Genomic DNA, 25,073 nt, shown 5'->3' with positions numbered 1-25,073 from the left:
CGGTATGCGTATTTTGTCTATCCAATCAGCGGTGTCATACGGTCATGTCGGCAATTCTGCGGCGGTTTTCCCGCTGCAGCGCATGGGGCATGAGGTGATGCCTGTCAACACTGTGCTGTTCTCCAATCACACCGGTTACGGCGCGTGGCGCGGCCCGCTCATCAGTGGCGATGATGTCACCGACGTCATCACCGGCATTGATGAGCGCGGCGGCTTAGCAGACACAGACCTGGTTATCTCCGGCTATCAGGGCAGCCATACGATAGGTGATGCGATTCTTGGCACTGTTGAAAAGGTGCGCGAGCGCAATCCGCAGGCTGTTTATTCTTGCGACCCAGTGCTCGGCAACAGGTTTTCAGGCTGCTTCGTTTCTCCTGAGGTGCAGGAGCTGATTCGCGATCGCGTTGTGCAGCACGCAGACATTATCACCCCAAATCAGTTTGAGCTGGGTTTCTTAACAAACACCGATCCGAGCGATCTTGAATCAACGCTCGAGTCTGTGCGCAAAGCGCAGGCGATAGGCCCCAAGACTGTGCTTGTCACCAGCGTCTTCCGCCCTGATGCGCCAAGCGACACTATCGAAATGCTCGCGGTGCACGAAGATGAGGGGTGGCTCATTCAGACACCACGCCTCGGCGGCAAAACCAACGGTTCTGGCGATGTTACCCAGGCTCTTTTTGCGTCACACTTCGTAGGCGGCAAATCTCTCAAAGAGGCGCTCGAGCTCACCACCTCTAGCGTTTTTGAGCTGCTTGAAAACACCCGAGCCGCCGGCACCCGCGAACTGCAGCTGATCCAATCACAAGAGGCATACGTCAGCCCCAAGCACAGTTTCGTCGCGGAACGCGTACTCTAATTATGGCCCTGCAAAACAACCGTCCTGTTGCTGTTATCACCGGCGCCAGCCGCGGCATCGGCCTGGCCACCGCTACCCTGCTGGCAGAGAGCTTCCATCTTGTTCTCGTAGCACGCAATGCCGAGCTGCTGCAGAAACTGGCTGCTGACTTTCCGAGCGCCCAATATTTTGTGGCGGATCTTGCGTCTGCCGTCGATATCACAAAACTCGTGGCACAATTGCAGCAGCTTGATCGTATCGATGCCTTAGTGCACTCAGCTGCTGTGATTGGCTACGGGCCGATAGCTGCCGTTGATGAGGAAGCAGCTACTAGCTGGCAAAATATTTTTGCGGTTAACGTGACCGCTGTTGCGCAGCTCACCGCCGGACTTTTGCCGCAATTACGGCAGTCACACGGCACGGTTGTTGCCGTCAACTCTGGCGCCGGTCTAAACGCAGGGTCTAACTATGCCTCATACGCCGCCAGTAAGTTTGCGCTCAAGGCAGTGACCGACTCACTTCGTGCGGAGGAAGCGCCCAACGGTGTACGGGTGACAAGCGTGCACCCGGGTCGTGTGGCAACGGATATGCAGAAACAGTTACGTGCGGCAGAGCATGGTGAGTATCATGCGGCAGACTACCTGCAGCCAGAGACAGTTGCCGCTGCGATCCAAAATGCTATTCTGGCGCCCGCTGCAGCAAGCGTCGATATGATTAGCGTGCGTCCGCTGTAGCACGTTAAAATTAAGTGTTGCTTAAGTCCAAACTACGAACAGAGAGCACACGTCTAAATGCTTAATCGCACTTCAGCCGAGAACAGCGAAACAACAGATCTGAGCAAACAAAAGTTTCTTGGTGAAGATCGTTGGTGGCATCTGACCTTTGGCACGATCATGGCCGCCACGCTTATTTTCTTCCTGGTTTGGGCGCACGGTTACGTGCCCGCCGGCAACTTCAATATGTTGCTAATCGCGGCTATCGCGCTCGGGCTGTTTATGGCCTTTAACATCGGCGGTAATGATGTCGCTAACTCCTTTGGCACCTCAGTAGGTGCCGGCACGCTGACGATGAAGCAGGCGCTGCTTGTTGCGGCAATTTTTGAAGTAGCTGGCGCGGTAATAGCGGGCGGTCAGGTCACCGAAACGGTGCGCAGCGGGATCGTAAATCTAGATGTTTTCACATCCTCTCCCCTAGATCTTGTCTACATCATGATGGCCGCTCTTTTGGGGGCTGCGGTGTGGCTGCTGATCGCAACGAAGTTTGGTCTGCCGGTTTCTACCACGCACTCAATTATCGGAGCTATCGTCGGCGCCGCACTCACCACCGGATTTATCAAGGGCAACAATGGTGTGCTCGAAACAGTGCAGTGGAATCAAATCGGGCAAATTGCTGCGAGCTGGGTGCTTTCCCCGCTGCTCGGCGGCATTGCAGCCTACCTCCTGTTCGGGTTTATTAAGCGGTATATTCTGCTCTACAACGAAAAAGCGGATCGCCGTCTCGCGCAGCTCAAACAAGATTTTATGGAGCAGACCAATGCTTCTGAGGAGTCTATCGACCGGATCGGCCTGATTCAGCTTTCGGCTTATGCAAACGCACGCCTGCCAAAGCAGGAGTCAAAGGCGATTGCCAAGGAAGCGCGTGAGGCTCTGGCACAGGGTGACGATCCGACTATTCAAGCGAAATACGATCATGCTCTGCGACAGCTTGATAAGGGTGTTTCTGAGGTGCAGGCGCACCGCGCGCTGACAGTGTGGGTGCCGCTGCTGGGTGCGGCTGGCGCGCTCATTATCACCAGCATGCTGCTCTTTAAGGGCCTGAAGAATTTAAACTTAGAGTTTTCTCAAGTGCAAACAATAACTATTTTGATTATGGTTGGCACGCTGACTTGGTTTGCGCTCATGGTGTTTGCCAACACCTTAAAAGATAAGAATCTTTCTCGCGCGACCTTTATACTCTTCTCGTGGATGCAGGTGTTTACAGCGGCCGCCTTTGCTTTTTCTCACGGCTCGAACGATATCGCTAACGCTATCGGTCCTTTTGCAGCGGTGCTTGATGTGCTGCGCACCGGCGCTGTGTCTGAGGAGGCTGTCGTCCCGAGCGCTGCGCTTTTCGCCTTTGGTGTTGCGTTAATCGTTGGCCTGTGGTTTATTGGCCGTAATGTCATCCGCACGGTTGGTTCCAACCTCACCAAGATGCACCCAAGCTCTGGTTTTGCTGCCGAACTTGCCGCTGCCATCATTGTGATGCTGGCATCACAGTTTGGTCTGCCGGTTAGCTCAACCCACATCCTGATTGGTGCCGTGCTTGGCGTTGGCATGGTTAATAGCGCCGCCAACTGGCGCATGATGCGCCCAATTGGTCTTGCCTGGGTCATCACACTGCCAGTTGCTGCTTTAATCGGCGCTATCGGTGTGGCCGTGCTGCAGTTTATTTTTTAAGCAACCCAACAATGCAATATGGCCTGAACGTACTTCTGTACGTTCAGGCCATATTGCTCTGTAACCCGTGGGGCTTCAGATTACTAAATGCTTCCTTTACTGTGTCTGGTAGCCGAGTTAAATATCGAAAACTTACTGCTCACAGGTTTTGGTTATAGCTGACACTATGAAACAAAACTTGGGGTTAAAGGATAGCGGTAAACCTCACCACGGTTTGCAGCGGCACACGCAATAATCGGGAACACAATTGACATCACAAGAGCTGCAAAAGCGATTATGGCTCCTATGATTACAAGAACAACTGGGAGCACGAACACAGACAGCGGAATGCCAACTAAAATAAGTAGCCACGCAGCCACAGACCAAATAAACATCATGATGGCAAAGTTAAGCGCATTTGCTGATGCCTGCCTGATAAATTGACTGCGTTTCCGATTCAAGATGTAAAGCACTAAAGGAACCAGCCAGCCAATTGTGCCAGCTGAAAATATAGTTCCAATCGGCATCGCAACATGCGATATCACTGCTATGTTTCGCTCTTCGCTTGAAGGCGTTACGTTTGTTATATTATTCATTTTTCTTCTCCCAGCACTGTTGCATTAATTGCGGTGACCAGATCCGCATAAAGGTCTTCAACATCTTCGATACCCACAGAAAGCCGCAACAGAGATTCAGGTATCGAGTCAGGCTCAGCAGCGTGTCGGCGACGGCGTTCAACCAGCGACTCTACCCCACCAAGGCTCGTTGCGGGCGTCCACACCTGTAGCGCCCGCAAAACATCGTCGGTTTGCTCAGGGGTTGCGTCCAAAGTGATAGAGAGCACGCAACCAAAACTCTGCATCTGAGCGGCAGCCCGCTCATAGCCCGGATCTTCCGGCAGCCCCGGGTATCGAACCGCCTGCACAGCAGGGTGGTCTTTTAGTCGCCGTGCGAGCTCAAGCGCATTCGCATTAGCTTTTCCAACGCGCAGAGCAAGCGTGCGCACACCGCGCAAACCAAGCCACGCCTCAAACGGCCCTGCGATAGCGCCATTGCTGGTGCGATATGCCTGCATTGCATCATAAAGCTCTTTATTTGATGTTACGGTGATACCCAATAAAACGTCTGAGTGACCGGCGATACTTTTAGTTGCAGAGTGCGCAACTATGTCTGCACCCAACGCCAACGGCTGCTGCCCGAGCGGGGTCGCAAAAGTGTTATCGACTGCGGATACAATGCCCAGACTCTTCGCAGCGGATAAGATCGCAGGCAAGTCAGCCACTTCAAGCATTGGATTAGTTGGGCTCTCCAGCCACAGCAGCACCTTTGGCGCTGCGTAGTTTACCGAGTTTGCGTCAACCCCTGCTGCTGCAGCAGCATTAGTCAGGTCTTCTAGCACTGACTCAGTATTTTCTATATCTAGACGAACAACTTTCACAACGCCACGCTGCTCTAACTGGTTAGCGATTGTGACGGAGGCCATATACGTGTGCGCTGGCATCAAAATAGTTCCGCCGACCGGCACCAGGTTGAGAACGGAGGCGACAGCCGCCATACCGGAGGCAAAAAGCAAACCGGGCAGCTGCCCGCCTTCAAGGTCGGATATTACCTGCTCGAGCCCATCCCAACTCTGGTTTGTAAATCGTGCGTAGCTGTCTATTCCCGATGGCCCCACCTGCCGGTATGTTGAGGACATCTGAATTGGTGGGTTCACCGGAGCATTGTGTTCGTGCGCTGGGCGCCCTCCCACTACCAGTCTTGTGCTTGGCGATAACTCTGGCTGTTGTGTCATGCTAAAAAAATCTTTCGCTGTTCTTTTGTGTCGACTACTGCTGATGCTGGCTAATTAGGTTGTTAATTTTTGCGCTCTCGCACGGGGTGACCAGACAGTATTGACACCCGGTTAAACATATTTATAGTTGCGGTGAGCAGCTCAGCGGCGGCAAATGCTTCTGTGCCGAGAGTCTGTAGTGCGCCAGCTAGATCCGCAAGAGAATCTTCTGTGAGTGGCAGGCGTGTGCCCGCTTCAGCAACCGCGAGCAGAGCCTTCATGCGCTCATCGTAAATATTTGTTTCTCGCCAGGCAGGGAGCAGATCAAGCTGCTGGGATGTTAGACCCGCCTCGCGTGCTGCGGTTGTATGCGCCTCGAGGCAGTATGCGCAACCGTTCAGTTGCGAAACTCTAACCATAATTAACTCGCGCTCAGCCGCAGAGATGCCGTGGCCCTGGATTGCTTCGTAAACTGCATCATTATAAGCCAGCGCAGATTTCCACGCTGCTGGGGTTACCTTATCGATGTACGGTCGCTTCACTTTTACTCCCTATCGTCTTTACAGTCTCAAATATAACCCTAGAGAGTATTGGTTTATTTCGCTGTTATTTTTAAAACCTGTGTAGCTTTTGCTGACAAACAATAATTTTGATAGGGTTAGAAGCTCCACGCTAGTGGAATGATGGTTGAAAATTTGATAGCTATAATGCTTCACTTTCAAATCTCAATAATTAGGGGCCGATCGGTTTCGACACGTCGATTTGAGACATAGAGAAGCGAGCCGAGGATGCAAGTTATCTCGTAAACGCTCTTGCAAAAAATAGGTGCAGAATCAAAGCGCACCGACTTCGCTCTCGCTGCCTAAGCGCGAGAGACTGAAAGTCCGTCAGACAGGGTTTGCTCTCGCCCCTGCCTCTGGCGTCATCCAGAGAGCTTGCTGATTTAACGTGTTGCAGGTTAAATCAGGACTTTTTACTGCAGCTGGGCCTGTCGTTCAAGGTGTTCGTAACAATGAACGGGGTCGAGTAAAACGTTTAACGAACTACGCTCGTAGAAGGCTATGAATCATCGAAGTGGACCCGGGTTCAATTCCCGGCGGCTCCACCAGACCGGATGTATTCCACCATCACATTCTTGGTGAGAATTATGCGGAAAAACCTCTTTGATGCTTTTCATGGTTGACGAGCTTGGGTGGGCTCTACTGATAGGCTTGCTCCGGAGGATGAATCATGGACGATCTGTTACTCTCTGCTCGGGAACTTTCAAAGAAGTACGGTAAGAATAGCTCGTATGCTTTAGAAAAATTCAATGGCGATTTTTCTGCAGGTGAGTTGGTTGCTGTAATAGGCTCAAATGGCGCAGGCAAATCGACGTTGTTCGATATTTTAGGAGGCCTGATTAAGCCAACCAAAGGTGTGCTAAATACTTTTGTTGATAACACCCAAATCGGATGGTGTCCACAGTGTGAGGTCATCGATTGGTCCCTAACTGTCCGCCAAAATATTTCTCTGGGTTTTGAACTGAGAACTGGGTCTTTTCGACGCTCTGATCAGATTGAGCAGGTTGCTTCGCTACTCGGGTTGGCGGGATATTTAGACCGAACTGCAGAGACTTTATCTGGCGGCGAGCTGCGCAGAACACAGATTGCGCGCGCTATCATCGGTAACCCAAAGTTAATGATTCTGGATGAGCCAACAACCGGGCTAGATCCTTCAGCAATCGATACGGTGTTCAAATACTTGAAATCGCAAACTATGGCGGGTGCAACAGCACTGGTCAGCACTCACGAAACATCTAAATTTGCTAACTACTGCACACGAGTAATAGCGATTGATCGTGGGCGAGTCATTAAAGATATCGAAGCGGCCAAATTTATGGAATATGCGCCACAGAGCAACGATCTCTGGGATGCCTTTAAAGCTTGTGTAGAAGACAGGGCGTAGGTAATGAAAAGATCACTTATTCTGACCAAATACCATCTTGCTTCTTTGTGGAATTGGCGTAGCGTTTACTTAAGCCGGATCATCGAGCCTGTGGCCTACTTCATATTCCTAGTGGCTGGCATTTCTGGCATAGTGTCGAACGGCCTGTTCACAGATTATGCATTGTATGCGTTAACAGGCATATTCTGTTTACTAGCGTTTCGGACATTCACTTCCACAGTCTCTGATGTCTCCAATGATAGGAAGTGGGGCGTTTATGCAATATTCAATATGCAAGGAGGAAGCCCGAGCGCTTATCTACTGACGATAATTGCTGTGAGCGCCTTAGTTTTCTTGGTGCAAGTGGGAATTCTGATGATTGCCTGGGGCCTAACGGGCGGCATGGGTGTTACGGGGCACACATTTATAATAACGCTCAAAGGCGTGGGTATCGCATTTTTCATTGTTGCGGGATGGGCTGGACTTGGCGCTGCTATCGGTGCTTTAGTCGATAGCTACTACACAAGAGATATGATATCCACGTTAACCTCATTACCGGTTATTCTTTCCGCACCGCTATTTTACAAGTTGGATTTTGCGCCACAATACCTGGTTTTTATTGCGCAAATTAATCCGCTTACATATCACGTTCAGTGGGTGCGGAATGCAGATGTTTATAGCATAATTTTCGCGATTGTTTGGGCTCTTGTATGTTTTTCGATTGGAACTTTCGCGTTGCAAAGGTCTGATCGGGTTAGCAAAGAACGATAATTTTAAAATTATCCTTGCTGTTTGTTCCCATGTAGAAGAGTCTCTCAGAATCACGCGATTCTGAGAGACTCTTCTAAGTGAGAGATGCCTAGAGCGAGTCTCCTAGTTTGCGTTCCAGTTTGATCCGCTTCCTGTTTAGCCGAATTAGAGCAAATGTGTGCTGCGCGATAAGCGTGCCAATCTCTCTCGCCGAGGGCAGGTGACGGTGAGCGAGTTCCTGATCAATCTCTGCCTCACGACCGTCTGCTTTCATCTCTTCAATGAGTGCTTGCGCTTCTTGCACAGAATCTTGCGATAGCGGACTAGCGGCAATCTCCCTTTTTACCGCTTCCAACTCAGCACGAAGCTGCGTTCCATCTTGTTTCCTAAACAACATCATCGACCTCGAATACAGTAAAATGCAGCCTTACCAAATGTTAACCAAAAACTACCCATTTGTGCTGATTGAAGAATACTTGCAGAATTAATACCCATACCTACGAGACAGCGTAGGAGCCATACGGGAACAAAAAATGGGTCAGCTACTACCGGATAGCTGTCTGCGGAGAGTGCTTGATGATCCACAATCTGAATAAGGGTATCGCCAGCAATTTCGTAATGCGTGGACACGGGTTTACCCTTGGCATCAATAGCCCACGGTTTCTCCACAAAGGCTGCTAGCGAACCGTCAGCATTAAATACCGCCGGAACCTCATCTTTGAATTCAAGTATTTGCCCCTGCTCAAGATCAATTTGATACTCATATTCCGTTGGGGCGCTAGGACTGCCAATTGTCGTTAGCATTTGCACACCCCCATCGCCAACAATTACGGTCTCCGAAAAACCACCCTTACTTAGGTATGTAACGCCTCCTTTGTCTAGCAGCACTGCCTTTTCCCATTCAACGGATGGAGCTGGAGTGACAGTAATGCTTGAAGAATCCGGAGAATCAAACGTGATTCCCTCATTGAGATTCTCCGGGATAGTCACTTCGCCGGATCCGAGTGAAATAGCGCCAATTGATTCATGCGGCATTACAGAGGACTCGATAATGAGCGAGTCATTATTAATAGCAACTTGTTCGAGCGCTGCTTCCACCTCCTGTACGTTAGTGAAAGATATATCTGCACTTTGAGCAGCATCGGCAATCCCTGAACTTAGGAATACCAACGATACTGATGTCGCGATTGAAGTTAACACTTTAACGGTCTTTTTCATGTACACTCTCCTTTCTGTGTCTGGTCAGCTGTGCTGAGTGCTCTTACAGGTATGTCAGTGGCATGGCTGCGTTCTTTGTCGCAACTGTTGACATCACACCATAAAGTGTCAGCCGTGCAACACTGATGAATGTCGAGGTACGACCCTGACATTCATCAGTGTTGACAAGTTCCGCCGACTAGTAGATTCGAAGAGCCAAGAAAACTGGACAATACAGAAAAGTTATGGTGACGGAGATGACAGGATCTGCAAAGAAAACTGGTTCTCGGTTGTTGGCGCTGACGACTGCCGGGCTGCTGAGCATGGGGCTGACTGCCACGCCGGGCGCGGTAGCATTTGCCGGCGAACCAAAGATCGAACCGAAGAGCACGACTGTGGCGGAGGCGGGCTACGGTAACCTATTGTGTAAATTGTTTCCGGATTGGCGTATATGTAAGAAGAAGTGATGTGCGCAGGAGATTTCGAGGGTTTTCGTGGTACTACACGCCCACGAACAAGGGGCTATAAATTAGCATATTTCAATACGGCTGCTGTCACGGTAGTCCTAGAACTGATGCTGACCCTACGCCTTGATTCACCGAGTAACTACACCACTGTTGTTCTGGTTGGACTTTCTTTTGTATTAGCTGTGGCTCCGTGGATTGGGCTTTTAGGAGATCTTTTTTATATCGCGCTTTTTGTAGCCGTGGGTCTATCTGATTACGGCTCCATATTCACATTTCCCGTGTTTGGCATATTTCTTATCGCCGTAGTCTGGATGATTGAGCATCATGCAATTCGAGTGTGCTTGTTACTAGTGGGGGTGGCGTTGCTCGGGATTGTATTAAGCGACAATCCATTACCGCGCACAGCAAGCGAAGTAGTTCTTGGTGCAATTGTGCTTGCTATCGGTATAACACTCAGAGCATTCGTCGATAAAGAATCAAAAACTGCGCATGAGCTTGCGACTGCTCGAGAGGAATCACGTCGAGCGCTCTACTCAATCCGGGGCGAGTTGGCTGCCCAATTGCATGACACGATCGCAAAGGATCTTGCCCAAATAGCGATATTGGCGCAAAACCTTGCTGCAGCCCACCCTGATATTGCTGGCAAAATCAATCCGCTTACAAATATTGCTCAAGATGCTTCCCGTCGGCTGCGGCCGATGATTATGGATCTCAACCTTTGCGCAGATACACCAAGTTTAAGCGCGGCTGTAAAAGAATCCGCAGCGATGCTACGCTTACGATCTATCACGCTCAACACGAAGATGGTTGTCGATATCGACCAGCTGCTATCACGTCATACTTTGCTTACCGCTGCCTTATTCGTGCGTGAAGCAGCTAGCAATGCACTGAAATATGGGCAAGCTGAATCCACGGTAGAGCTCTACGTGGATCTCGATGGTAACGAAGTAGCGTTAATGATGAGTAATCAGATTAGTACAGAGCCGATTGATCACGCACTGACAGGCGTGTTCGGACTGGCGAACTTGCAATCACGGATTGAGAGCGAGGGTGGAAACTTAAGTTTCGCATCTACCGGATCCCAGTGGATTATTAACGCCACTATTCCTAACCTATCCCCCAGCAATGTAGGAGGTGCCGATGAGTGAGGGCATTCGTATCCTGCTCGCTGACGACGATCATATCATTCGTGACGGCCTTGCCAACTTGTTGAGCCTACAAGATGGAATCACTGTGATAGCAGCTGTCGAGAATGGGCAAGCGGCGTTACGGGTCTTAGTAGACCAGCGAGTAGACGTGGCACTGCTAGATGTGGATATGCCTGTCCTAGATGGGGTGGGCACAGCAAAAGAAATCGGGCGAATGTATCCCGATGTTGCTGTGGTGATGTTGACGGCGTTCGAACATGTAAGTTCGCTCGCACATTCCTTAGCACATAACGTACGAGGGTTTCTCACCAAAGATATTCCGGCTCCTGAGCTTGCCCAGTTGCTCAAACAAGCTCACAGCGGCCAGCGTGTGTTCGGGCCACGCCCGACCCAGATACTCACAGAGTCTTATATGGCATCCGGTAAAAACGATCCCGCCTATGATGATTTCAGGCAAAAAGTAGACCACCTCCCAGGCTATCTACGTGCCGTGTTTGATCTGCTCATTCAAGCCCTGCCAAACAAAACCATCGCCCGCGAGCTTGGGATTACCGAAGCTACAGTGCGTTCGTATATTTCTGAACTCTTCACCGCCACCGGCTTTACCAATCGAGGCGAACTCACCATCACCGCCATCAAAGCTGGATACTAAACACAATCTGTCTGGCCGAGCTACTGTCGTCACGATACTCGCTTTGTATCATCGTCGGCAGCGGCATAGCTCCAGGAGGGGAAAGTGTCGATCTCTCGCTTGTTATATGCGAAAAAGAGTCAAACTGGTTTACCCAATGGAGTACTTTTAGCCATAGGTATTGAATAAAAGAATTAGTTAACGTTAGTTATAGGCAGTTGCTTAATTATCGAATCAGCAATAACGTCACCCAGGATCTTATTGACTCAAGCTGACTCGCGTTTGAGCGAGCGAGTTGGTAAACGCAGCAAAAGTCAATTCTTAGCGGTGTTCTCGGTAGTTGTATCCGATGTAAATCTTGTCTACGAAATACTCGAACATCGTAACGCTGCGGGCAATGCAAGGGTGACAGCGCACCCCTCCCCGGCGTTCACAATCCGTAGCTCACCACCGTGTCCAGTGACGATTTGTTTTGCAATAGCCAGGCCGAGACCCGAACCTGGGCTGCCTGACGATGTGCTCGGGGTGCGGGCCAGGTCACCGCGCCACCCTGGTTCAGTCATGCGATCGATATGCTCCGCAGCAAGCCCCCCACAACTGTCTGTCACACATACTTCAACTGCAGCATCATTGGCGCGCACCCGCACCGACACGGTTCCCTCTGCCTCAGAGTAGGTAATCGCATTAACCAACAGGTTCTGCACCGCACGGCTGAGCAGTGATGCATCACCGAGCACCTCTGCGCTCCCCTCTGCTGTTTCTGCGGAGCCGGTGAGTGTAATATGTCGCTCCTGCGTCAGCGGCCGCAAACCCATCACGAGGTCTGATACGACGTCTGCCATATCAACCGGTTCGCGTTGCATTCCCTGAATGCTCTGTTCGAGATTGGCGAGCGACATAAGATCACTCACCATGTCTGAAGTGCGTTCGGCCTGTGACAGTATTTCACGATAGTAGGCCTCTGGATCAGAAGCCATACCGTCTGACAGCGCCTCCGCCATTGCACGAATCCCTGCAATGGGCGTACGAATATCGTGTGACATCCATGCCATCATTTCACGGCGACTCTCAGTAAGTTCGCGCGCAGCACGCTCCTCAGCAAGCGCTTTTTCGTTATGCTCAAGCTGTTTCGCAACGCGGTGCGCCGCAAAAGCACCAGACACAATCGCTACGGGTGTCGCTCCTCCAAGAATCAGCAGAATCGAGGTCATCGATCCCTGAATCAGCATACGATCGACACCAACGATTAACCCAGCACCAACTGAAAGTAACGACACAAGCGGGGCAAGCAGGAGGGCGAGACGCAGTGAACGTTTCCCAACCAAGACGACTATCCCGGCAGATAGACCACCCGTGATAAGCGCAGTAACAACGACGAGCACAAGTGATTCGGTCATTAAGCTCCCTGCGTATCAAAACGATAGCCGTGTCCCCATACGGTTGTGATGCGTGATGCCTGTGCGGGGTCACGGTCGATTTTACCGCGTAGCCGACGAATATGTACGGTGACAGTTGAGGGGTCACCAAAACCCCACCCCCACACTTCGTGTAGCAGCTCGTCACGCGAGAATACCCGCCCAGGGTATGTCATAAAGAACGCGAGCAGGTCAAACTCACGAAGTGACAGCGGCACCGGTTCCCCCGCAAGCGTTGCCGTACGTGCGACAAGATTAACTTCGAGCTCACGATCCTGTAATACCGTCACCTCGGGCTGTTCTACAGGCTCGGTGCGGCGAAGCACAGACTGCACACGCAACACCAGCTCTCGAGCACTGAAAGGCTTAGTGACATAATCGTATGCACCAAGTTCAAGCCCGAGAATGCGATCCTCAGCATCACCCTTAGCAGTGAGCATAATCACCGGCACATGGATTGCAGCATCGCGCAAGCGACGTACAACATTCAGACCATCAAGCTTTGGCAGCATAAGGTCGAGCACAATCAAATCGACTGTCTCTGCGAGTTCAAGCGCGGCAAGGCCGTCACCGGCCTCGACAGCAGTCAAACCTGCCGCGTCGAGGTAGTCGGTAACGACCTTACGCACAGTTGCGTCATCGTCCACAACTAGCACTTTCGGGCGCCCGTGCGTGGCGTTGCCAGCGAGGTTATCCGAACGTGAATGCATGGGTTTTGACGCCTTTCTCAAACGTTAGAGTAAGCGTAGCATCCTCTGAATATTCAGGCAGGTCAACGAGTTTATACATACGGTCACCGTCAATCGTGAGGGTGCCGTCTTTCACATCACCACCGGTAACGGGTTTGCCGTTCACTTTCACCTGCACATTCGCCCCCGCAGTGCCACTCATAACGAGAAACACCTCTTTGGCATGGAATCGCAGAGCTAGCTCTGCTCCATCTGCGAGTGCTTCAGAGGACTCTGCGGTAGTGTTCCACTTTCCCTTAAATGTCCACTGATCTAAGTTGAGTGAAGACGCACCGGGGTAGTCTGCCTCCCCCATCTCAAGCTTACCGACGTAGTTTTGTGCACGCGCATATCCGAGATAGGTTTCAGGGGTCTGTGCGCCAATCCGCTTCTTCGTATTTTTCTCAGCGGTTACTTCGCCCGAGGTTCCCAGAAGTTTCTGAATCTCCTTTTCTGTTTCTTCATAGGCTCCCTCTCCGAAGTGGGTGTACTGAATATTGCCCTCTTGGTCAATGAGGTACTTGGCTGGCCAATACTGGTTCTGGTAGGCACGCCAGGTCTTGAATTCATTATCAAGTGCGACCGGGTATTTAATACCGGCTTCTTGTACTGCACGCTCCACATTTTCACGCACTTTTTCAAACGCGAACTCGGGGGCGTGCACACCAACAATCTCAAATCCTTTATCGTGGTACTTCTCATACCACTCGTTCAGATATGGTTGGGTGCGCACACAGTTGATACAGCTGTATGTCCAGAAATCAACCAGCACGACCTTACCTTTGAGCTTTTCTTTGCTAAGAGGATCTGAGTTAATCCACGACTCAATCTCCTGAAAATCAGGTGCTTGATTGTTTGAACTTGAAGCTGAACTAGACTTCGATTCTTCGTGCTCGTCGCTGTTTTGCATATCCAGCAGCGAGTGTTCCAGATTTGTGATAGCAGATGGCACTTTATCCGCAGCCCAGGCTTGGAATTGTTTATCAAAGCCGGTGGCTACAAAAAGACCAACAACAATCATGAGCACGCCAATACCACGCTGGAACCAGCCCTTAGGGTTTGCAGCCCATTTCAGTTTTTCAACGAGTTTACGACCCGCCAGGGCGATCGCAAGCAATAATCCCGCCATGCCAATGCAATACATGGAAAGATAAAAGACCGCTTCAGCAGGTCTCGCCGGGAGGACTGTTGCGATCACCCATGCGTAGGTTGGGCTACAGCTTGAGAACACCGGGCCAAGCGCGGCCCCGATACCGACTGCTTGCAGCACACTACTCTTTTGTTCCTGCGCTCCATGTAACAACTTATGACTTTTGTTGGTGAGCGCAAAACGTGCCGAAATACGCGCCCAGAGTTGCGGAAACAGGATCGTAAGCCCCAGGAGTATCACAAGAACACCTGATCCGATCGTCCATACACGCGGATCAATATTGATCAGCGCCGTGCTCGCTTTGAGAAGCAGTGTGAATAGCACCAACGAGACCACCAGAGACCCGGTGATAATAAACGGCCGACGACGATCCTCATTCTGCCCGAGACTGCCTCCGACAATCACGGGCAAGAACGGGAGCACACAGGGCGCAAGCACACTGAGTGCGCCTGCGAGAAGTGAGATAAGTGCAGTGAGCAGCATAGGTTAGTTGTTGCTATCTTCCGACATCTTGTCGTCAGACATCTTGTCGTCAGACATCTTGTCATCCGACATCTTGTCGTCAGACATCTTGTCATCCGACATCTTGTCATCCGACATCTTGTCGTTTTGAACTTCCGAAGACTTTTTATCGTCTTTCATCATGGAATCGCCCTGCTGCCCGCAAGCAGTCAGACCAACAAGAGCGAACGGAAGGATGGCCAGTGCAATAATTTGTTTTTTCTTCATGTCATAAGTCTGACAGGGGAATATGGCATCTTTTAGGGTGAAATCCTTACGAAATTATGACGTGTTCACCCGTCAAGAATTGGGAATATCGACAGCCAGGCCTAATTGCTGCAAACAAAATGGGAACCGATTCTCACCGGCTCCCATGAAGCAGCACTAGAAAGCACTAATTAAGTATTTGCTTGCTGCTAGTCAAACTGCGCAAGCTGTCTTTCCAGCTTTCGACGTTTACGATTCAGCTTCCACAAAGGAAACAAGCTGGCTGCAACATTCTTTCCAACCTCCTCCACACTCGGAAGATTATGTTGAGCTAACTCGACATTGATTTCTTCTACCGCAACGCCCTCAGCCTTTAACCGCTCAATAGCCTCTTGCGCGCGAAGATTTCCCTCCGTTTGACTTGGAAGAGCTGCAAGCTGCGCCTCAATATCATGCAAGCAAGCCAATAACTCATCTTTCGATCGTCTAGATCCAAACATCAAGACCTACCTCCCAAGCACACACCGTAAAGCAGCATAACCGCGCCCAGCGTCGTAATGCGCATGCGAACAGACATTCTATTTCCCCTAATTTAAGACCAAAAGAGCTAAAGACGGGGGTCAAAAGCCCTTACACTGTGCACTGTAAACCTAAGAGTGTGTGCTTTCTCAGATTAGATCACCCCCGACGCAACTTTGCCACAAAAGTCATGTTTCACAACGTGTCGCCAGCAATATCACAGGATTAGAACTCGATATTTCGCTGCCCATTAGGTCCTATGAATTCGAATACGTTCAGCTTAAATCCCGTTTCACCTCCACTTAGAAAAAATTTTGACTGATAACATACGCAGGATAAAGTTAGTGTCATGCACATCAGATTTAAAAGGCTATTTTCAGGAGCCAGCGCTCTGGCTCTTGTTATGGGCGGCAGCATCCTCCTAGGCACAACCGCGGCAACAGCGCTTGAAACTTCAGACCTGCCTGTTTACACGCCAGAGCAACCGCAGTTTACTCGCGAACAAATTAACCCCGAGTTCCGCAGCGAATACCACTATGCGCCAGTTTTCCAACCCGTGGAAAACCAGTGCTCAAACGTGCTGCAGGGTCATTGGGCGCGTGTGACCTGCTGGACAGATGACGGCGATAACCTAATCGTGCGTGTCGAGTTCCTGCACCGCAGAGGAGCTGTTGGCGCATACATTAAGGAAGACACCGCAACTCAAAACGACGGCGGAGAAAACCGCCGTTTTGACGGTCGAATTAAAAAGTTCTATCCGATTCCTGCAGAAAACCGCACCGCAGATGGGCGCCCCTATCTAATCTTCAGCATGAAGTACTGGGAGTCAGAAGATTTCTACATTGAAGCTGTAGACAACCTCGGTAAAACTTACGCCGACTACCTTGTACGGGTCACCCAAAATGTCAACCGTGAATCGGATGCGGATCCTGTTGTTGCACGTCAAGCTGTAACCTACGACAAGTCTTTCTACAAGCTTTCCCAGCCTCTGCGTTTCGAAAAATATGAGGTTGTTGACGGGCAGCTTAAAGCTGTGTACTCGATGATTAATGCCGATCCTGCGCAGGCAGATTTGCTGGATAAGATCGAGATTTGGCCGGTTTCAGCAGAAACATACACTTGGCGACCTGAAAACACTGACGGTCTGTGGCGTCCATACGTTGAGGTTCCAACTCGTCCCTTGGGTTGTGATGCCCGCAATTTGGATGTTCCACGCGTCTCAAAAATTGCTGCTGCTGAAGCACCTGGGCTTGAGATTCTTACATACTCTAAAGACTCTGCTGAGTATCCCCTCGTGCGCGATGGTGCAAAAACATCCATCTACGTTGATGTGAAACCAGGTTGGGAGCGTCTGCAGTACGAAACCTGGTCTATTGGTTGCTCTAACTCTTTTGGGCGACCAGGTCAGATTCGCCCATATCAAGGGCAGGTGACAATGCCGGAGGTGTCACTGCTTAGCGTCACCAAAGATCTTGGTCCGGAGGCCGCTGCAGCTGTAGCCAAAACGCAAGAATTTGGTGGAACGGTTTCATACCCGGCTGGCACCTACACCCAACAGTTTGCAAACACAACAGGTTGGCAGGGTCTTGACTGGTCTGGACGCCGTGCTTACTCATACGAAGGCGCAAGCTATGATTGGGCGACGACCGGGGGCGGCACCTGGAATGCTCCTATCATGCCTGCTGAAGCGACTGTGACCGTAACGGAGAATGCCGTTGCAAAGCCAAAGTTTGCGACTTGGGAAAGTGCCGTGCCAGGCGCACAGCCACTGGTAGCAACATCGGCCGCACTTGCGGTTAATCACGCTGGTGCAGCAAGAACGGCTCAGAATACTGCGAATACATTTGGGGATCTTCCAAACTGTGCACCTGGAACTCCAGCACTGCCACAGGCAGGCTGGGAGACCGGCAATCACCCAGACACCGCGCTTTACACAAATGCGCGTGTCGGTAATGAGATAACGTGGCAGGGCTGTGTTCCTACACCTCCGAAGCCGCCTGTAGTAGATGAGTGTGGCCCTGATAATGCTGCCTACACGCTGCCGGAGAATACTGAGGATCTTACCTGGGAACTCAACGATGACGGCTCGATAACCGCTACCGCTGCAGCAGGTAAATCATTTGCAGACGGCACAACACGCATTGTTTACGAAGCTCCGGTGGATTCAAATGTGAGCTGTGATGATGATTCTGTAACACCACCAGATGATTCAACAACGTCACCAGAACCTCCGGCAACACCACAGGATCCACCAGCAACACCACAGGATCCACCGGCAACCCCAGAGAAACCAATAACTCCGGAAAACTCGAAGGCCCCTGTCAAAGTAAAAGCGAAAAAAACTTTGGCTGAAACCGGTTCTTCAAACACCGCAATCCTGTGGACGAGCGTGCTACTTCTGGGATCGGGCTTAGCGATGATAACCGTTAAGCGTCGCAGTAACTAACTGTCGTTACTGCTTATTCCCTCTGCCACGGCACCCCTAATTGGGGCTGCTGGCGAAATCAAAACCCGCTGAATACTCTGCAAAAACACAGCTAATTGGTCTTTATAGATTAAGTAGCAGTGCAGGGTACTCAGCGGGTTTTTGAATTAAAAACAGCCACTTTTGCGCTGCTAAGGCCTGTGCCTGTTAGCAGAGAAAATAACCAATAATTAACTATTGATGGTTGCTTAGCGTTGCGGTAGGCTTGCTCAGGATACCCAGAACCCCTGCCACTACCCCACAACAAGAAGGTGCAGTTTGCCAAGCCCCAACCCAGGTTTGCTACCGCTAAACAACCGTCCCCTTAAAGCAATCGTCTCGCTGCTGCTGACACTCTTTCTCGCAGCTGGTTTTATGTTTGCAACAACCACAGCCTATGCTGCTGAGCCTGACTGGGGCATTCCTGAAACCCAAACTGGGTTGCCGCTCAATAATGCGGCACCTCTCACCAAATTCGATGACGGTCAGAACCACGTCGCCGAAGTATGCCCAGTTGAGCTGCGTGAAATACTGCAAGACCGTGATGGTAACGACATTAAGTTCACAACCGATGATGGACGTATTGTAAACGCAAGCTGGACATTCTGCAATGTTCGACAGGCCTATATCGACGCAAAACAAGCAGCAACCGGGCGCATGCAAGCTGCTCTAACATCACCCGTTTACGATAGTTTCTTTTTCATCAACGGGTATTCCCCATCCAGACTTGCGGATCTCGAACTAATCTCTATGTATTTCCGCGAAAATCAACAGACCGGCGAGATCAGTCTCGGAGTCCCCTATCCCGGAACTAATAGATTCACACCGCAGTTCTCAGGTTTTGCCCCGGGTGACACCCTGTATCGTTCAGTAAACATCCGTGTCAATCACATGAGATCAGCCTACGAAGAGGCGAGCACGGCACTTTTCGCCTTTGGCGCTGGCACGGTTAAAGATCCAAACACACAGACCTTTGCTGATGCTGAGTCTTTCAGTTTCATGACTGCACGCGACCTAAAGGTTGACGGTCAGCCAAGCTCCCTGTTTGATACCCGTGATTCACAGATCCTTGTGGATGCCCAGGGGCGCGAAACAGCAGTCTGGCAAAAAGTGTACTCACGAAACACAGACGGCCCAGAAGTTAAGCGGCTCTACCAGTTTACGCTCGACGTTCCGGCAGGCCAGATCACTCAAATCCAGTTCCGCAACAACTTCTCAACCAGAGGTGTCACAGCCGGAACAATCACATTACGTGAGGGTGTGCACCGTATCCCAGAGGTTGAGGTGATCTCGGTGCTTGATAAGGATTACCGTCTCGCACGCGGACTCATAAATGCCGCAGGTGAGCCGGACGTGACGCAGCCTATCGAGCCGCGAGAACTGGCAGCGAGCTTCACGCCTCTGGATCTAAACCAGCCCGAGGATCTTCCCGACAGTATTTTGGCCGCCAATATTATTGGTCGCACAGTCTGGGCGGGTGATACATTCAATGCACGTCAATTCGATGATGCGTTCCCAAACTTTGGCTTAGCCATGACTGAAAATGAGTGGCTAGAACGCACAACAACAAATGCAGCCGGATATGTTGCTGTTGGCACCGATCTGAAACAAGAGCCTGTGGCTGACAACCCCGATGTTCTAAAAACTTCGAATATCGAATTTGAGTACGGGGTTAACGCCGCTGATGGGCGTGTGCAGCTGCGCAAGCATTTCTACCGCACCTTCCGGTTGATTCCAGCCCAGTTACAGGCGCAAAAAACTGATGCTGAGACCGGCGCAGCATTGGCGGGGGCAAAATTTGAACTGTGGTCGCATGACGGCAGCATGAAGCTCATCGATAAAACATTCACAAGTGATGAGAACGGCCAGATAACACTGTTTGACACCGCAGGTCAACCACTTAACGAAGTTATGACAGATTCCTTCATTGCTTCACTCCCGCACGCAGATGACAACGGGATCATCGAAACCGAGCGTGGCTATCTGCTTGAACCCGGCACTTATATGCTGCGCGAAGTTGCGGCGCCGCAGGGTTATCAGCTACCTGACAGTGCTGACACTTTGGTGGAGATTAGTAAGCGTGATGACAGCACGCGCTATGAAGCTGTCACAGTTGCAGTGCAAAATGTGCGAGTTCCAGCTCAGAATCTGACTCCACCACCAAATCCTGCAGAAGACCCTGTTAAACCGGTAACACCAATCAGCCCTCAAGAGCCGAAACCCGCTCCACATAAGCTCGCAGCTACGGGAGCAGAATTAACCCCATTAGTGGTGCTCGCAGGTGCTCTTATCCTTTCTGGAGGTGCGCTACTGCGCCGAAACTATCGTCACTAGTTTTATTGAATTTGAAAGACTCTTCTGAATTCAATAGAATGGCGATGAGTGAGACGAGTTGCAGCTCATCAATCTCAGGTGCAGCAGGAGTGTCAAGGCTGACGCGCCAGCAGGCAACAAATTCCAGTGCGGGAATGATTAAACCAAGGAAGGTTTACAACAAATGAAATTTAAGCGTACCCTCAAAGCATTAGCCCTTGGCTCTGCGCTCACGCTAGGACTCTCAGCATGTGCCACCAACGGCGGTGCTTCGTCGAGCGGGGAATCCAACGACTCCGGCAGCACTGAGCTGACGATGCTCGTTCCAACCTACTCTGACGCTACTAAGGGCCTGTGGGAAAAAGTTATTAAGGGCTTCGAAGCGGCTAATAAAGGCGTGAAGGTCAGCCTTGAAGTTGTGTCATGGGACGACTTAGACAAAACCGTTGCAACCCGAATTCAGGGCGGCAAAGCTCCTGATATTTACAACGGCGGCGACTTTACCTCTTTTGTGAGCGAAGAGCTACTCTACCCAATTTCTGAAGTTACCAGCCCAGAAACCCTTGACGATTTCACTGATTCATTTATCGAGAATGCTTCTGTTGACGGCGTGCAGTACGGCGCTCCGCTGATCGCTTCAGCACGTGCGCTCTTTGCAAATCAGGATCTCCTCGATAAGGCTGGCATCACCGAGTGGCCAAAGACTTGGGACGACCTAAAAGCTGCAGCTCTCAAGATTAAAGAGACCACCGGCAAGTCTGGCTACGGCTTGCCACTCGGGTCTGAAGAAGCTCAGGCTGAAGCTGCGATCTGGTTCTATGGCGCCGGAGGCGGTTATGGTGATGCTTCTAAGCTGACCATCGACTCAGCAAAAAATATTGAAGCAGCACAGTACATTAAAGGCCTCTACGATGCTGGGGCCACCCAGCCTGATCCACAGGCCTCACAGCGTACCCCACTGCTGGATGTCTTTGTCCAGGGCGAAATTGGTTTCCAGATTGGTCTGCCTCCAACGGTTAAGCAGATTAAAGAGACCAACCCAGACCTGAACTACACAGTCGGATCTATCCCAACCAAGGACGGATCTCCGTTCACCCTAGGTGTTGCCGACCACCTTGTAGCGTTTAACACTGGCGGCGAAGAAAAGAAAGAAGCGATCAAGGCTTTCTTCGATTACTTCTACTCAACCGATGTTTACACCGACTGGGTAACCACTGAAAACTTCCTGCCAACAACAGATTCTGGCAACGAAAAGATGAGCTCAAACGAAGACATTAAGGCCTTCCTCGAGCTGCTCCCAGACGCAAACTTCTACCCATCTGCAAATCCGCACTGGCAGGATGCTGCTGTTTCGATGAAGCAGAACTTTGGTCTCGTCATCACGCAAGACCCTGCTGACGTGCTGAAGAAAATTCAGTCTGAAGCTGACGCTGGTTAATAACAGCTAAGGTTACTGAAACTATCAGAAGTGGCCGTGCCTGCTTGTACGGGCACGGCCACTTCTCTTATTTCTGCTACGTGATTTAAACCTTTTCCGATCCCGTCGAACTGAACCGAATTATGACTTCTAAACAACAGGTCTCCCACAGCGGTGTGGCTCTAAGACCGCGCGGCACTAGGCTGAGTGATTCAGTCCGGGCTTTACCCTGGATTGGCCCAGCTACGCTTCTAATTTTCTTAGTAGTGATCTTCCCGGCTGGGTTGATGTTCTTCAACTCCACAAGGAAGATCTCCCGCTCAGGTATTGATAAAGGCTCTGTGGGTTTCGAAAACTACACAACCCTATTTGAGAATCCGGCACTCCCCGGTGTTATTCTGCGCACGCTCATTTGGGTTGTCGTGGTTGTGGCCGTCACAGTTGTGCTGTCGTTAGCAATCGCACAACTTTTAAATAAAGCTTTTCCGGGGCGTCGCATAGTGCGCATGATAGTTGTAATTCCGTGGGCTGCATCAGTGGTTATGACCACAATGGTTGTGTACTACGGTCTCGAGCCGTTCATCGGTATTTTCAATAAGTTTTTTGTGGACACAGGCATTATTTCCGAGCCTTACGGTTTCACAAAAAATCCCACCTCAGCTTTTATCGCTGCAATTGTTGTAGCAATTTTCGTCTCACTGCCGTTCACTACCTACACCCTTCTTTCTGGCTTAGCTACAGTCCCAGCTGATGTAATTGAGGCCGCTCGGGTAGACGGCGCAGGACCGATCCGAACATACTTCCAAATAGTGCTGCCCCAGCTGCGCTCAGCGTTAGCGGTGGCCGTGCTAATTAACGGTATTAACGTATTTAACAGTCTTCCAATTTTGCGAGTTATGGCCGGCGCAATGCCCGGTAACGAGGCTGACACAGTGATGACTTTGATCTTTAAATACATAGATCGCGGTCAGTATCACATCTCGTCAGCGCTTTCGGTAATCGGTTTTATCATCGTCATGATTATCGTCGCAGTTTATGTCAAGGTTGTTAATCCACTGAAGCAGGGTGATTAATTTGGGCGCAAAAGTAACCACAGGTCATCGTGTGAAAAAATACACTAAACACCAACTCACGCTGTCGCAGTTGCTGCTGCGCTGCTGTGGCGGTCTGGTGTTGGCGGTGCTATTTTTAATCCCCTATGTTGTTATGTTCTTTGGCTCGGTAAAGTCAAAGCAGGAAATTCGTAGTGTCAACCCAACCTATCTGCCGCAAGAATGGCATCTAGAAAACTACATCAACATGTGGAGCACCCCCGAGACTCCGCTTGTCAATAACCTAGTCTCAACGATCGTCATTTCAGTTGGCGCAACCCTGCTTGTGCTCCTGGTTGCTCTGCCAGCGGCCTACTATACAGCCCGCGTGAATTTTCCAATGAAGAAAGTTTTCCTTTCTTTGGTGATTGTCACGCAGATGCTTCAACCCGCGGTGCTGACAGCCGGTCTGTTCCGTGAGTTTTCTTTGCTGGGCATCAATAACACTTGGCTTGCAATGATTCTGGTTAATGCCGCTTTTAACCTCTCATTTGCAACATGGATCATGCACTCTTTCTTTGCGTCGATCCCGAAAGAGATTGAAGAAGCAGCGCAGGTTGATGGAGCAAGTCAGTGGAAAACACTCACAAGGATTAACCTTCCGCTTGTCTGGCCGGGTATTGTCACCGCGACCATTTTCGCGTTCGTTGCCTGCTGGAATGAATTCGCAGCCTCACTTGTGCTTCTCAACTCCGCAGAGCTGCAGCCGCTATCAGTGGCGCTGACAAAGTTTGTTGGCCAGTATGAAACTTCTTGGCACTATGTTTTCGGTGTCTCGATTATTTCAGTTGTGCCAGTGGTAATTCTGTTCATGCTCATCGAGAAGCGCCTAATTGGTGGTCTTACTGCAGGTGCTGTGAAGTAAACCGCAGGTGTAAAGCCCCACGCCTCGCAAGATGCCGTGGGGCTTTACACTGATCTGCTCCGGTAGCTTTTACAGATGCCCGGCAGGAGGTTTTTCTACGGCGCTCTCCAGTCGCAGTAAGAACTGTTTCGCAGCCACCCCGCCGGCGTAGCGTCCGATGTTTCCGTCGGCACGCACAACTCTGTGACAGGGCACCACTATGGGAAGCGGGTTCAAAGCGCACGCTGTTCCAACAGCTCGCGCAGCTCCCGGATTGCCGAGGCACTCAGCTATCTGTCCATAACTCAACGTCTGGCCGTATTCTATTTGGGGTAAGAATCTCTGCACTGCCAGTCGAAAACCACTGCCCGACCCAAAGTCAACTGGTAGCGAGAAAGCCCGCAACTCTCCCGCAAAATATGCTTTAAGCTGCGCTACAGCGTCTGCAAAAGCAGCAGGAAAACACTCAGCCGTTTGTCGATACTTTCGCGAATAGGCTGCGCGCAGTTCGACAAAATCTTCAGCGTCTAATCCGATACGCACAAGGTTTTCATCGTATGCGATAAGCAGCAGCTGCCCTATCGGTGATTCAACTTCACAGTAATTGAGCCGTGCCATCTCTTGCGTTATGCCTCTCAACTCAACTCAGCTCAGCAACCACCCGCTGCACAACTTTAGAGTGCCGCGGCAACCGCCAGTGACTGATACCGTCGAAGGGCACCTCTGTGCCGCGTCTAGAAAATTTAGGGTTAATAACCCGATCAGAATTTGAGTATATTGAAACAACGTTACTCGCATCGGGCGCTGTAATATTTAGATCCAGCTGCAGTGTCTCAGTGACAGCGCCAAAGAGCGCTTTCGCAAGCTGGCTGTCAGGCTCTCCGGCCCAAGGCGCTCCAATCCCAACGAGTTTCTGCACGCTGCACTGTTGCGCTACAAGCAGACCAAGCAGCCCGCCCAGTGAATAACCGACAACGTTTACCGTTTCGCCTTCCGGCATCGCTTCGCAAATATGTGCGACAGCATCGTTTAAATCCTGCGGGCCGAGTTTTGCATAAACAGGCGCGATAAATGGAATCTTGGCTTTATTGAGAGACAGCGCAAGTTTACGAAGCTCACCGGGAAATCCCATTGCACCGTGCAGAAGCACCGTCGTTGTTCCTTCTATCGCGGTTGACTGAGGCAGGGGACGATGGTTTATGGCTTTGGGTATCAGACGCAATATGTCGGACATAGCAACTTCTCTCAGTTCAAGCGACACAGAAAAGCTTAGCGCGGAATCAGA

24 protein-coding genes and 1 other RNA gene are annotated in these 25,073 nt (G+C 50.8%); 13 read left to right on the top strand and 12 right to left on the bottom strand.

The window, feature by feature from the left end; all coding sequences use genetic code 11:
* Positions 1 to 4 precede the first annotated feature (4 nt).
* From pdxY to HCR00_RS00495, 3 genes are read left to right on the top strand one after another with little or no spacing between them, the layout of a single operon-like run.
* A complete protein-coding gene (pdxY, locus tag HCR00_RS00505) occupies positions 5 to 856 on the top strand; it encodes a pyridoxal kinase PdxY (RefSeq protein WP_167141876.1) in 852 nt (283 codons plus the stop codon).
* Positions 857 to 858: 2 nt separating this feature from the next.
* On the top strand, positions 859 to 1,569 hold the full coding sequence (locus HCR00_RS00500; RefSeq protein ID WP_167141873.1) for an SDR family oxidoreductase: 711 nt from the start codon (positions 859 to 861) through the stop codon (positions 1,567 to 1,569).
* A 57-nt stretch (positions 1,570 to 1,626) separates the two neighbouring features.
* A complete protein-coding gene (locus tag HCR00_RS00495) occupies positions 1,627 to 3,273 on the top strand; it encodes an inorganic phosphate transporter (protein ID WP_167141871.1) in 1,647 nt (548 codons plus the stop codon).
* A 164-nt stretch (positions 3,274 to 3,437) separates the two neighbouring features.
* Here HCR00_RS00495 and HCR00_RS00490 read toward each other — a convergent pair whose 3' ends face one another.
* The 3 genes from HCR00_RS00490 to HCR00_RS00480 form a co-directional block, all read right to left on the bottom strand.
* Positions 3,438 to 3,848, bottom strand: coding sequence for a DUF4870 domain-containing protein (locus HCR00_RS00490; RefSeq protein WP_167141868.1), 411 nt, complete (start codon positions 3,846 to 3,848; stop codon positions 3,438 to 3,440).
* On the bottom strand, positions 3,845 to 5,044 hold the full coding sequence (locus HCR00_RS00485) for a trans-sulfuration enzyme family protein (protein ID WP_167141865.1): 1,200 nt from the start codon (positions 5,042 to 5,044) through the stop codon (positions 3,845 to 3,847). The genes HCR00_RS00490 and HCR00_RS00485 overlap by 4 nt, the downstream gene beginning before the upstream one ends.
* A 62-nt stretch (positions 5,045 to 5,106) precedes the next feature.
* Positions 5,107 to 5,565: a carboxymuconolactone decarboxylase family protein gene (locus HCR00_RS00480; RefSeq protein ID WP_208317284.1), complete on the bottom strand. Its 459-nt coding sequence runs from the start codon at positions 5,563 to 5,565 to the stop codon at positions 5,107 to 5,109.
* A 193-nt stretch (positions 5,566 to 5,758) separates the two neighbouring features.
* Between HCR00_RS00480 and ssrA the strand changes: the two genes are divergently transcribed.
* The 3 genes from ssrA (at position 5,759) to HCR00_RS00465 (ending at position 7,717) form a co-directional block, all read left to right on the top strand.
* Positions 5,759 to 6,131, top strand: a transfer-messenger RNA (tmRNA) gene (ssrA, locus tag HCR00_RS00475).
* Between the two features lie 122 nt (positions 6,132 to 6,253).
* On the top strand, positions 6,254 to 6,967 hold the full coding sequence (locus tag HCR00_RS00470) for an ATP-binding cassette domain-containing protein (protein WP_167141862.1): 714 nt from the start codon (positions 6,254 to 6,256) through the stop codon (positions 6,965 to 6,967).
* 3 nt (positions 6,968 to 6,970) lie between these two features.
* On the top strand, positions 6,971 to 7,717 hold the full coding sequence (locus HCR00_RS00465; protein ID WP_167141859.1) for an ABC transporter permease: 747 nt from the start codon (positions 6,971 to 6,973) through the stop codon (positions 7,715 to 7,717).
* Positions 7,718 to 7,805: 88 nt separating this feature from the next.
* Here HCR00_RS00465 and HCR00_RS00460 read toward each other — a convergent pair whose 3' ends face one another.
* Both HCR00_RS00460 and HCR00_RS00455 read right to left on the bottom strand, forming a co-directional pair.
* Positions 7,806 to 8,093 (bottom strand): hypothetical protein, encoded by a 288-nt coding sequence (locus tag HCR00_RS00460; RefSeq protein ID WP_167141856.1) that lies wholly within the window; start codon positions 8,091 to 8,093, stop codon positions 7,806 to 7,808.
* Positions 8,093 to 8,914 carry a hypothetical protein gene (locus tag HCR00_RS00455; RefSeq protein WP_167141854.1) on the bottom strand — a complete coding sequence of 274 codons (822 nt, stop codon included), beginning with the start codon at positions 8,912 to 8,914 and terminating at the stop codon, positions 8,093 to 8,095. The genes HCR00_RS00460 and HCR00_RS00455 overlap by 1 nt, the downstream gene beginning before the upstream one ends.
* A gap of 553 nt (positions 8,915 to 9,467) precedes the next feature.
* On the opposite strand from HCR00_RS00455, the gene HCR00_RS00450 reads away from it, so the two are divergent.
* Positions 9,468 to 10,508 carry a sensor histidine kinase gene (locus tag HCR00_RS00450; protein ID WP_167141851.1) on the top strand — a complete coding sequence of 347 codons (1,041 nt, stop codon included), beginning with the start codon at positions 9,468 to 9,470 and terminating at the stop codon, positions 10,506 to 10,508.
* Positions 10,501 to 11,160, top strand: a complete 660-nt coding sequence (locus HCR00_RS00445) for a response regulator transcription factor (RefSeq protein ID WP_166985294.1) — start codon at positions 10,501 to 10,503, stop codon at positions 11,158 to 11,160. Before HCR00_RS00450 ends, HCR00_RS00445 begins: the two co-directional genes overlap by 8 nt.
* A 341-nt stretch (positions 11,161 to 11,501) precedes the next feature.
* Here the strand turns inward: HCR00_RS00445 and HCR00_RS00440 are convergent, their stop codons facing one another.
* The 5 genes from HCR00_RS00440 to HCR00_RS00420 form a co-directional block, all read right to left on the bottom strand.
* A complete protein-coding gene (locus HCR00_RS00440) occupies positions 11,502 to 12,536 on the bottom strand; it encodes a sensor histidine kinase (protein ID WP_167141849.1) in 1,035 nt (344 codons plus the stop codon).
* Positions 12,536 to 13,264: a response regulator transcription factor gene (locus tag HCR00_RS00435; protein WP_166985300.1), complete on the bottom strand. Its 729-nt coding sequence runs from the start codon at positions 13,262 to 13,264 to the stop codon at positions 12,536 to 12,538. Before HCR00_RS00435 ends, HCR00_RS00440 begins: the two co-directional genes overlap by 1 nt.
* Positions 13,245 to 14,915, bottom strand: coding sequence for a cytochrome c biogenesis protein DipZ (locus tag HCR00_RS00430; protein WP_167141845.1), 1,671 nt, complete (start codon positions 14,913 to 14,915; stop codon positions 13,245 to 13,247). Before HCR00_RS00430 ends, HCR00_RS00435 begins: the two co-directional genes overlap by 20 nt.
* 3 nt (positions 14,916 to 14,918) lie before the next feature.
* Positions 14,919 to 15,161, bottom strand: coding sequence for a hypothetical protein (locus HCR00_RS00425; protein WP_167141843.1), 243 nt, complete (start codon positions 15,159 to 15,161; stop codon positions 14,919 to 14,921).
* 188 nt (positions 15,162 to 15,349) lie between these two features.
* Positions 15,350 to 15,640: a hypothetical protein gene (locus HCR00_RS00420; RefSeq protein ID WP_167141840.1), complete on the bottom strand. Its 291-nt coding sequence runs from the start codon at positions 15,638 to 15,640 to the stop codon at positions 15,350 to 15,352.
* Between the two features lie 368 nt (positions 15,641 to 16,008).
* Here HCR00_RS00420 and HCR00_RS00415 point away from each other — a divergent pair, with 368 nt between their 5' ends.
* The 5 genes from HCR00_RS00415 to HCR00_RS00395 all read left to right on the top strand — a co-directional run bounded on the left by HCR00_RS00415 (position 16,009) and on the right by HCR00_RS00395 (position 23,809).
* On the top strand, positions 16,009 to 18,105 hold the full coding sequence (locus HCR00_RS00415) for a hypothetical protein (protein WP_167141837.1): 2,097 nt from the start codon (positions 16,009 to 16,011) through the stop codon (positions 18,103 to 18,105).
* Between the two features lie 297 nt (positions 18,106 to 18,402).
* The gene (locus HCR00_RS00410; protein WP_167141834.1) at positions 18,403 to 20,457 is read left to right on the top strand and encodes a prealbumin-like fold domain-containing protein; all 2,055 of its coding nucleotides are present in this window, start codon (positions 18,403 to 18,405) and stop codon (positions 20,455 to 20,457) included.
* A 163-nt stretch (positions 20,458 to 20,620) separates the two neighbouring features.
* Positions 20,621 to 21,874, top strand: coding sequence for an ABC transporter substrate-binding protein (locus HCR00_RS00405; RefSeq protein WP_167141832.1), 1,254 nt, complete (start codon positions 20,621 to 20,623; stop codon positions 21,872 to 21,874).
* Positions 21,875 to 22,194: 320 nt separating this feature from the next.
* On the top strand, positions 22,195 to 22,926 hold the full coding sequence (locus HCR00_RS00400; RefSeq protein ID WP_243854475.1) for a carbohydrate ABC transporter permease: 732 nt from the start codon (positions 22,195 to 22,197) through the stop codon (positions 22,924 to 22,926).
* 31 nt (positions 22,927 to 22,957) lie between these two features.
* Complete coding sequence (locus tag HCR00_RS00395) at positions 22,958 to 23,809, top strand: carbohydrate ABC transporter permease (protein WP_243854474.1); 852 nt, start codon at positions 22,958 to 22,960, stop codon at positions 23,807 to 23,809.
* A gap of 69 nt (positions 23,810 to 23,878) precedes the next feature.
* On the opposite strand, the gene HCR00_RS00390 is transcribed toward HCR00_RS00395, so the two are convergent.
* Both HCR00_RS00390 and HCR00_RS00385 read right to left on the bottom strand, forming a co-directional pair.
* Positions 23,879 to 24,406, bottom strand: a complete 528-nt coding sequence (locus HCR00_RS00390) for a methylated-DNA--[protein]-cysteine S-methyltransferase (protein WP_167141830.1) — start codon at positions 24,404 to 24,406, stop codon at positions 23,879 to 23,881.
* 22 nt (positions 24,407 to 24,428) lie between these two features.
* A complete protein-coding gene (locus HCR00_RS00385; RefSeq protein ID WP_166985327.1) occupies positions 24,429 to 25,022 on the bottom strand; it encodes a hypothetical protein in 594 nt (197 codons plus the stop codon).
* Between the last annotated feature and the right edge of the window lie 51 nt (positions 25,023 to 25,073).

This window comes from Canibacter zhoujuaniae (genome assembly GCF_011752005.1).
GTDB classification, from domain to species: Bacteria; Actinomycetota; Actinomycetes; order Actinomycetales; family Microbacteriaceae; genus Canibacter; species Canibacter zhoujuaniae.
This window is presented reverse-complemented; position numbering and strand designations above follow the sequence as displayed.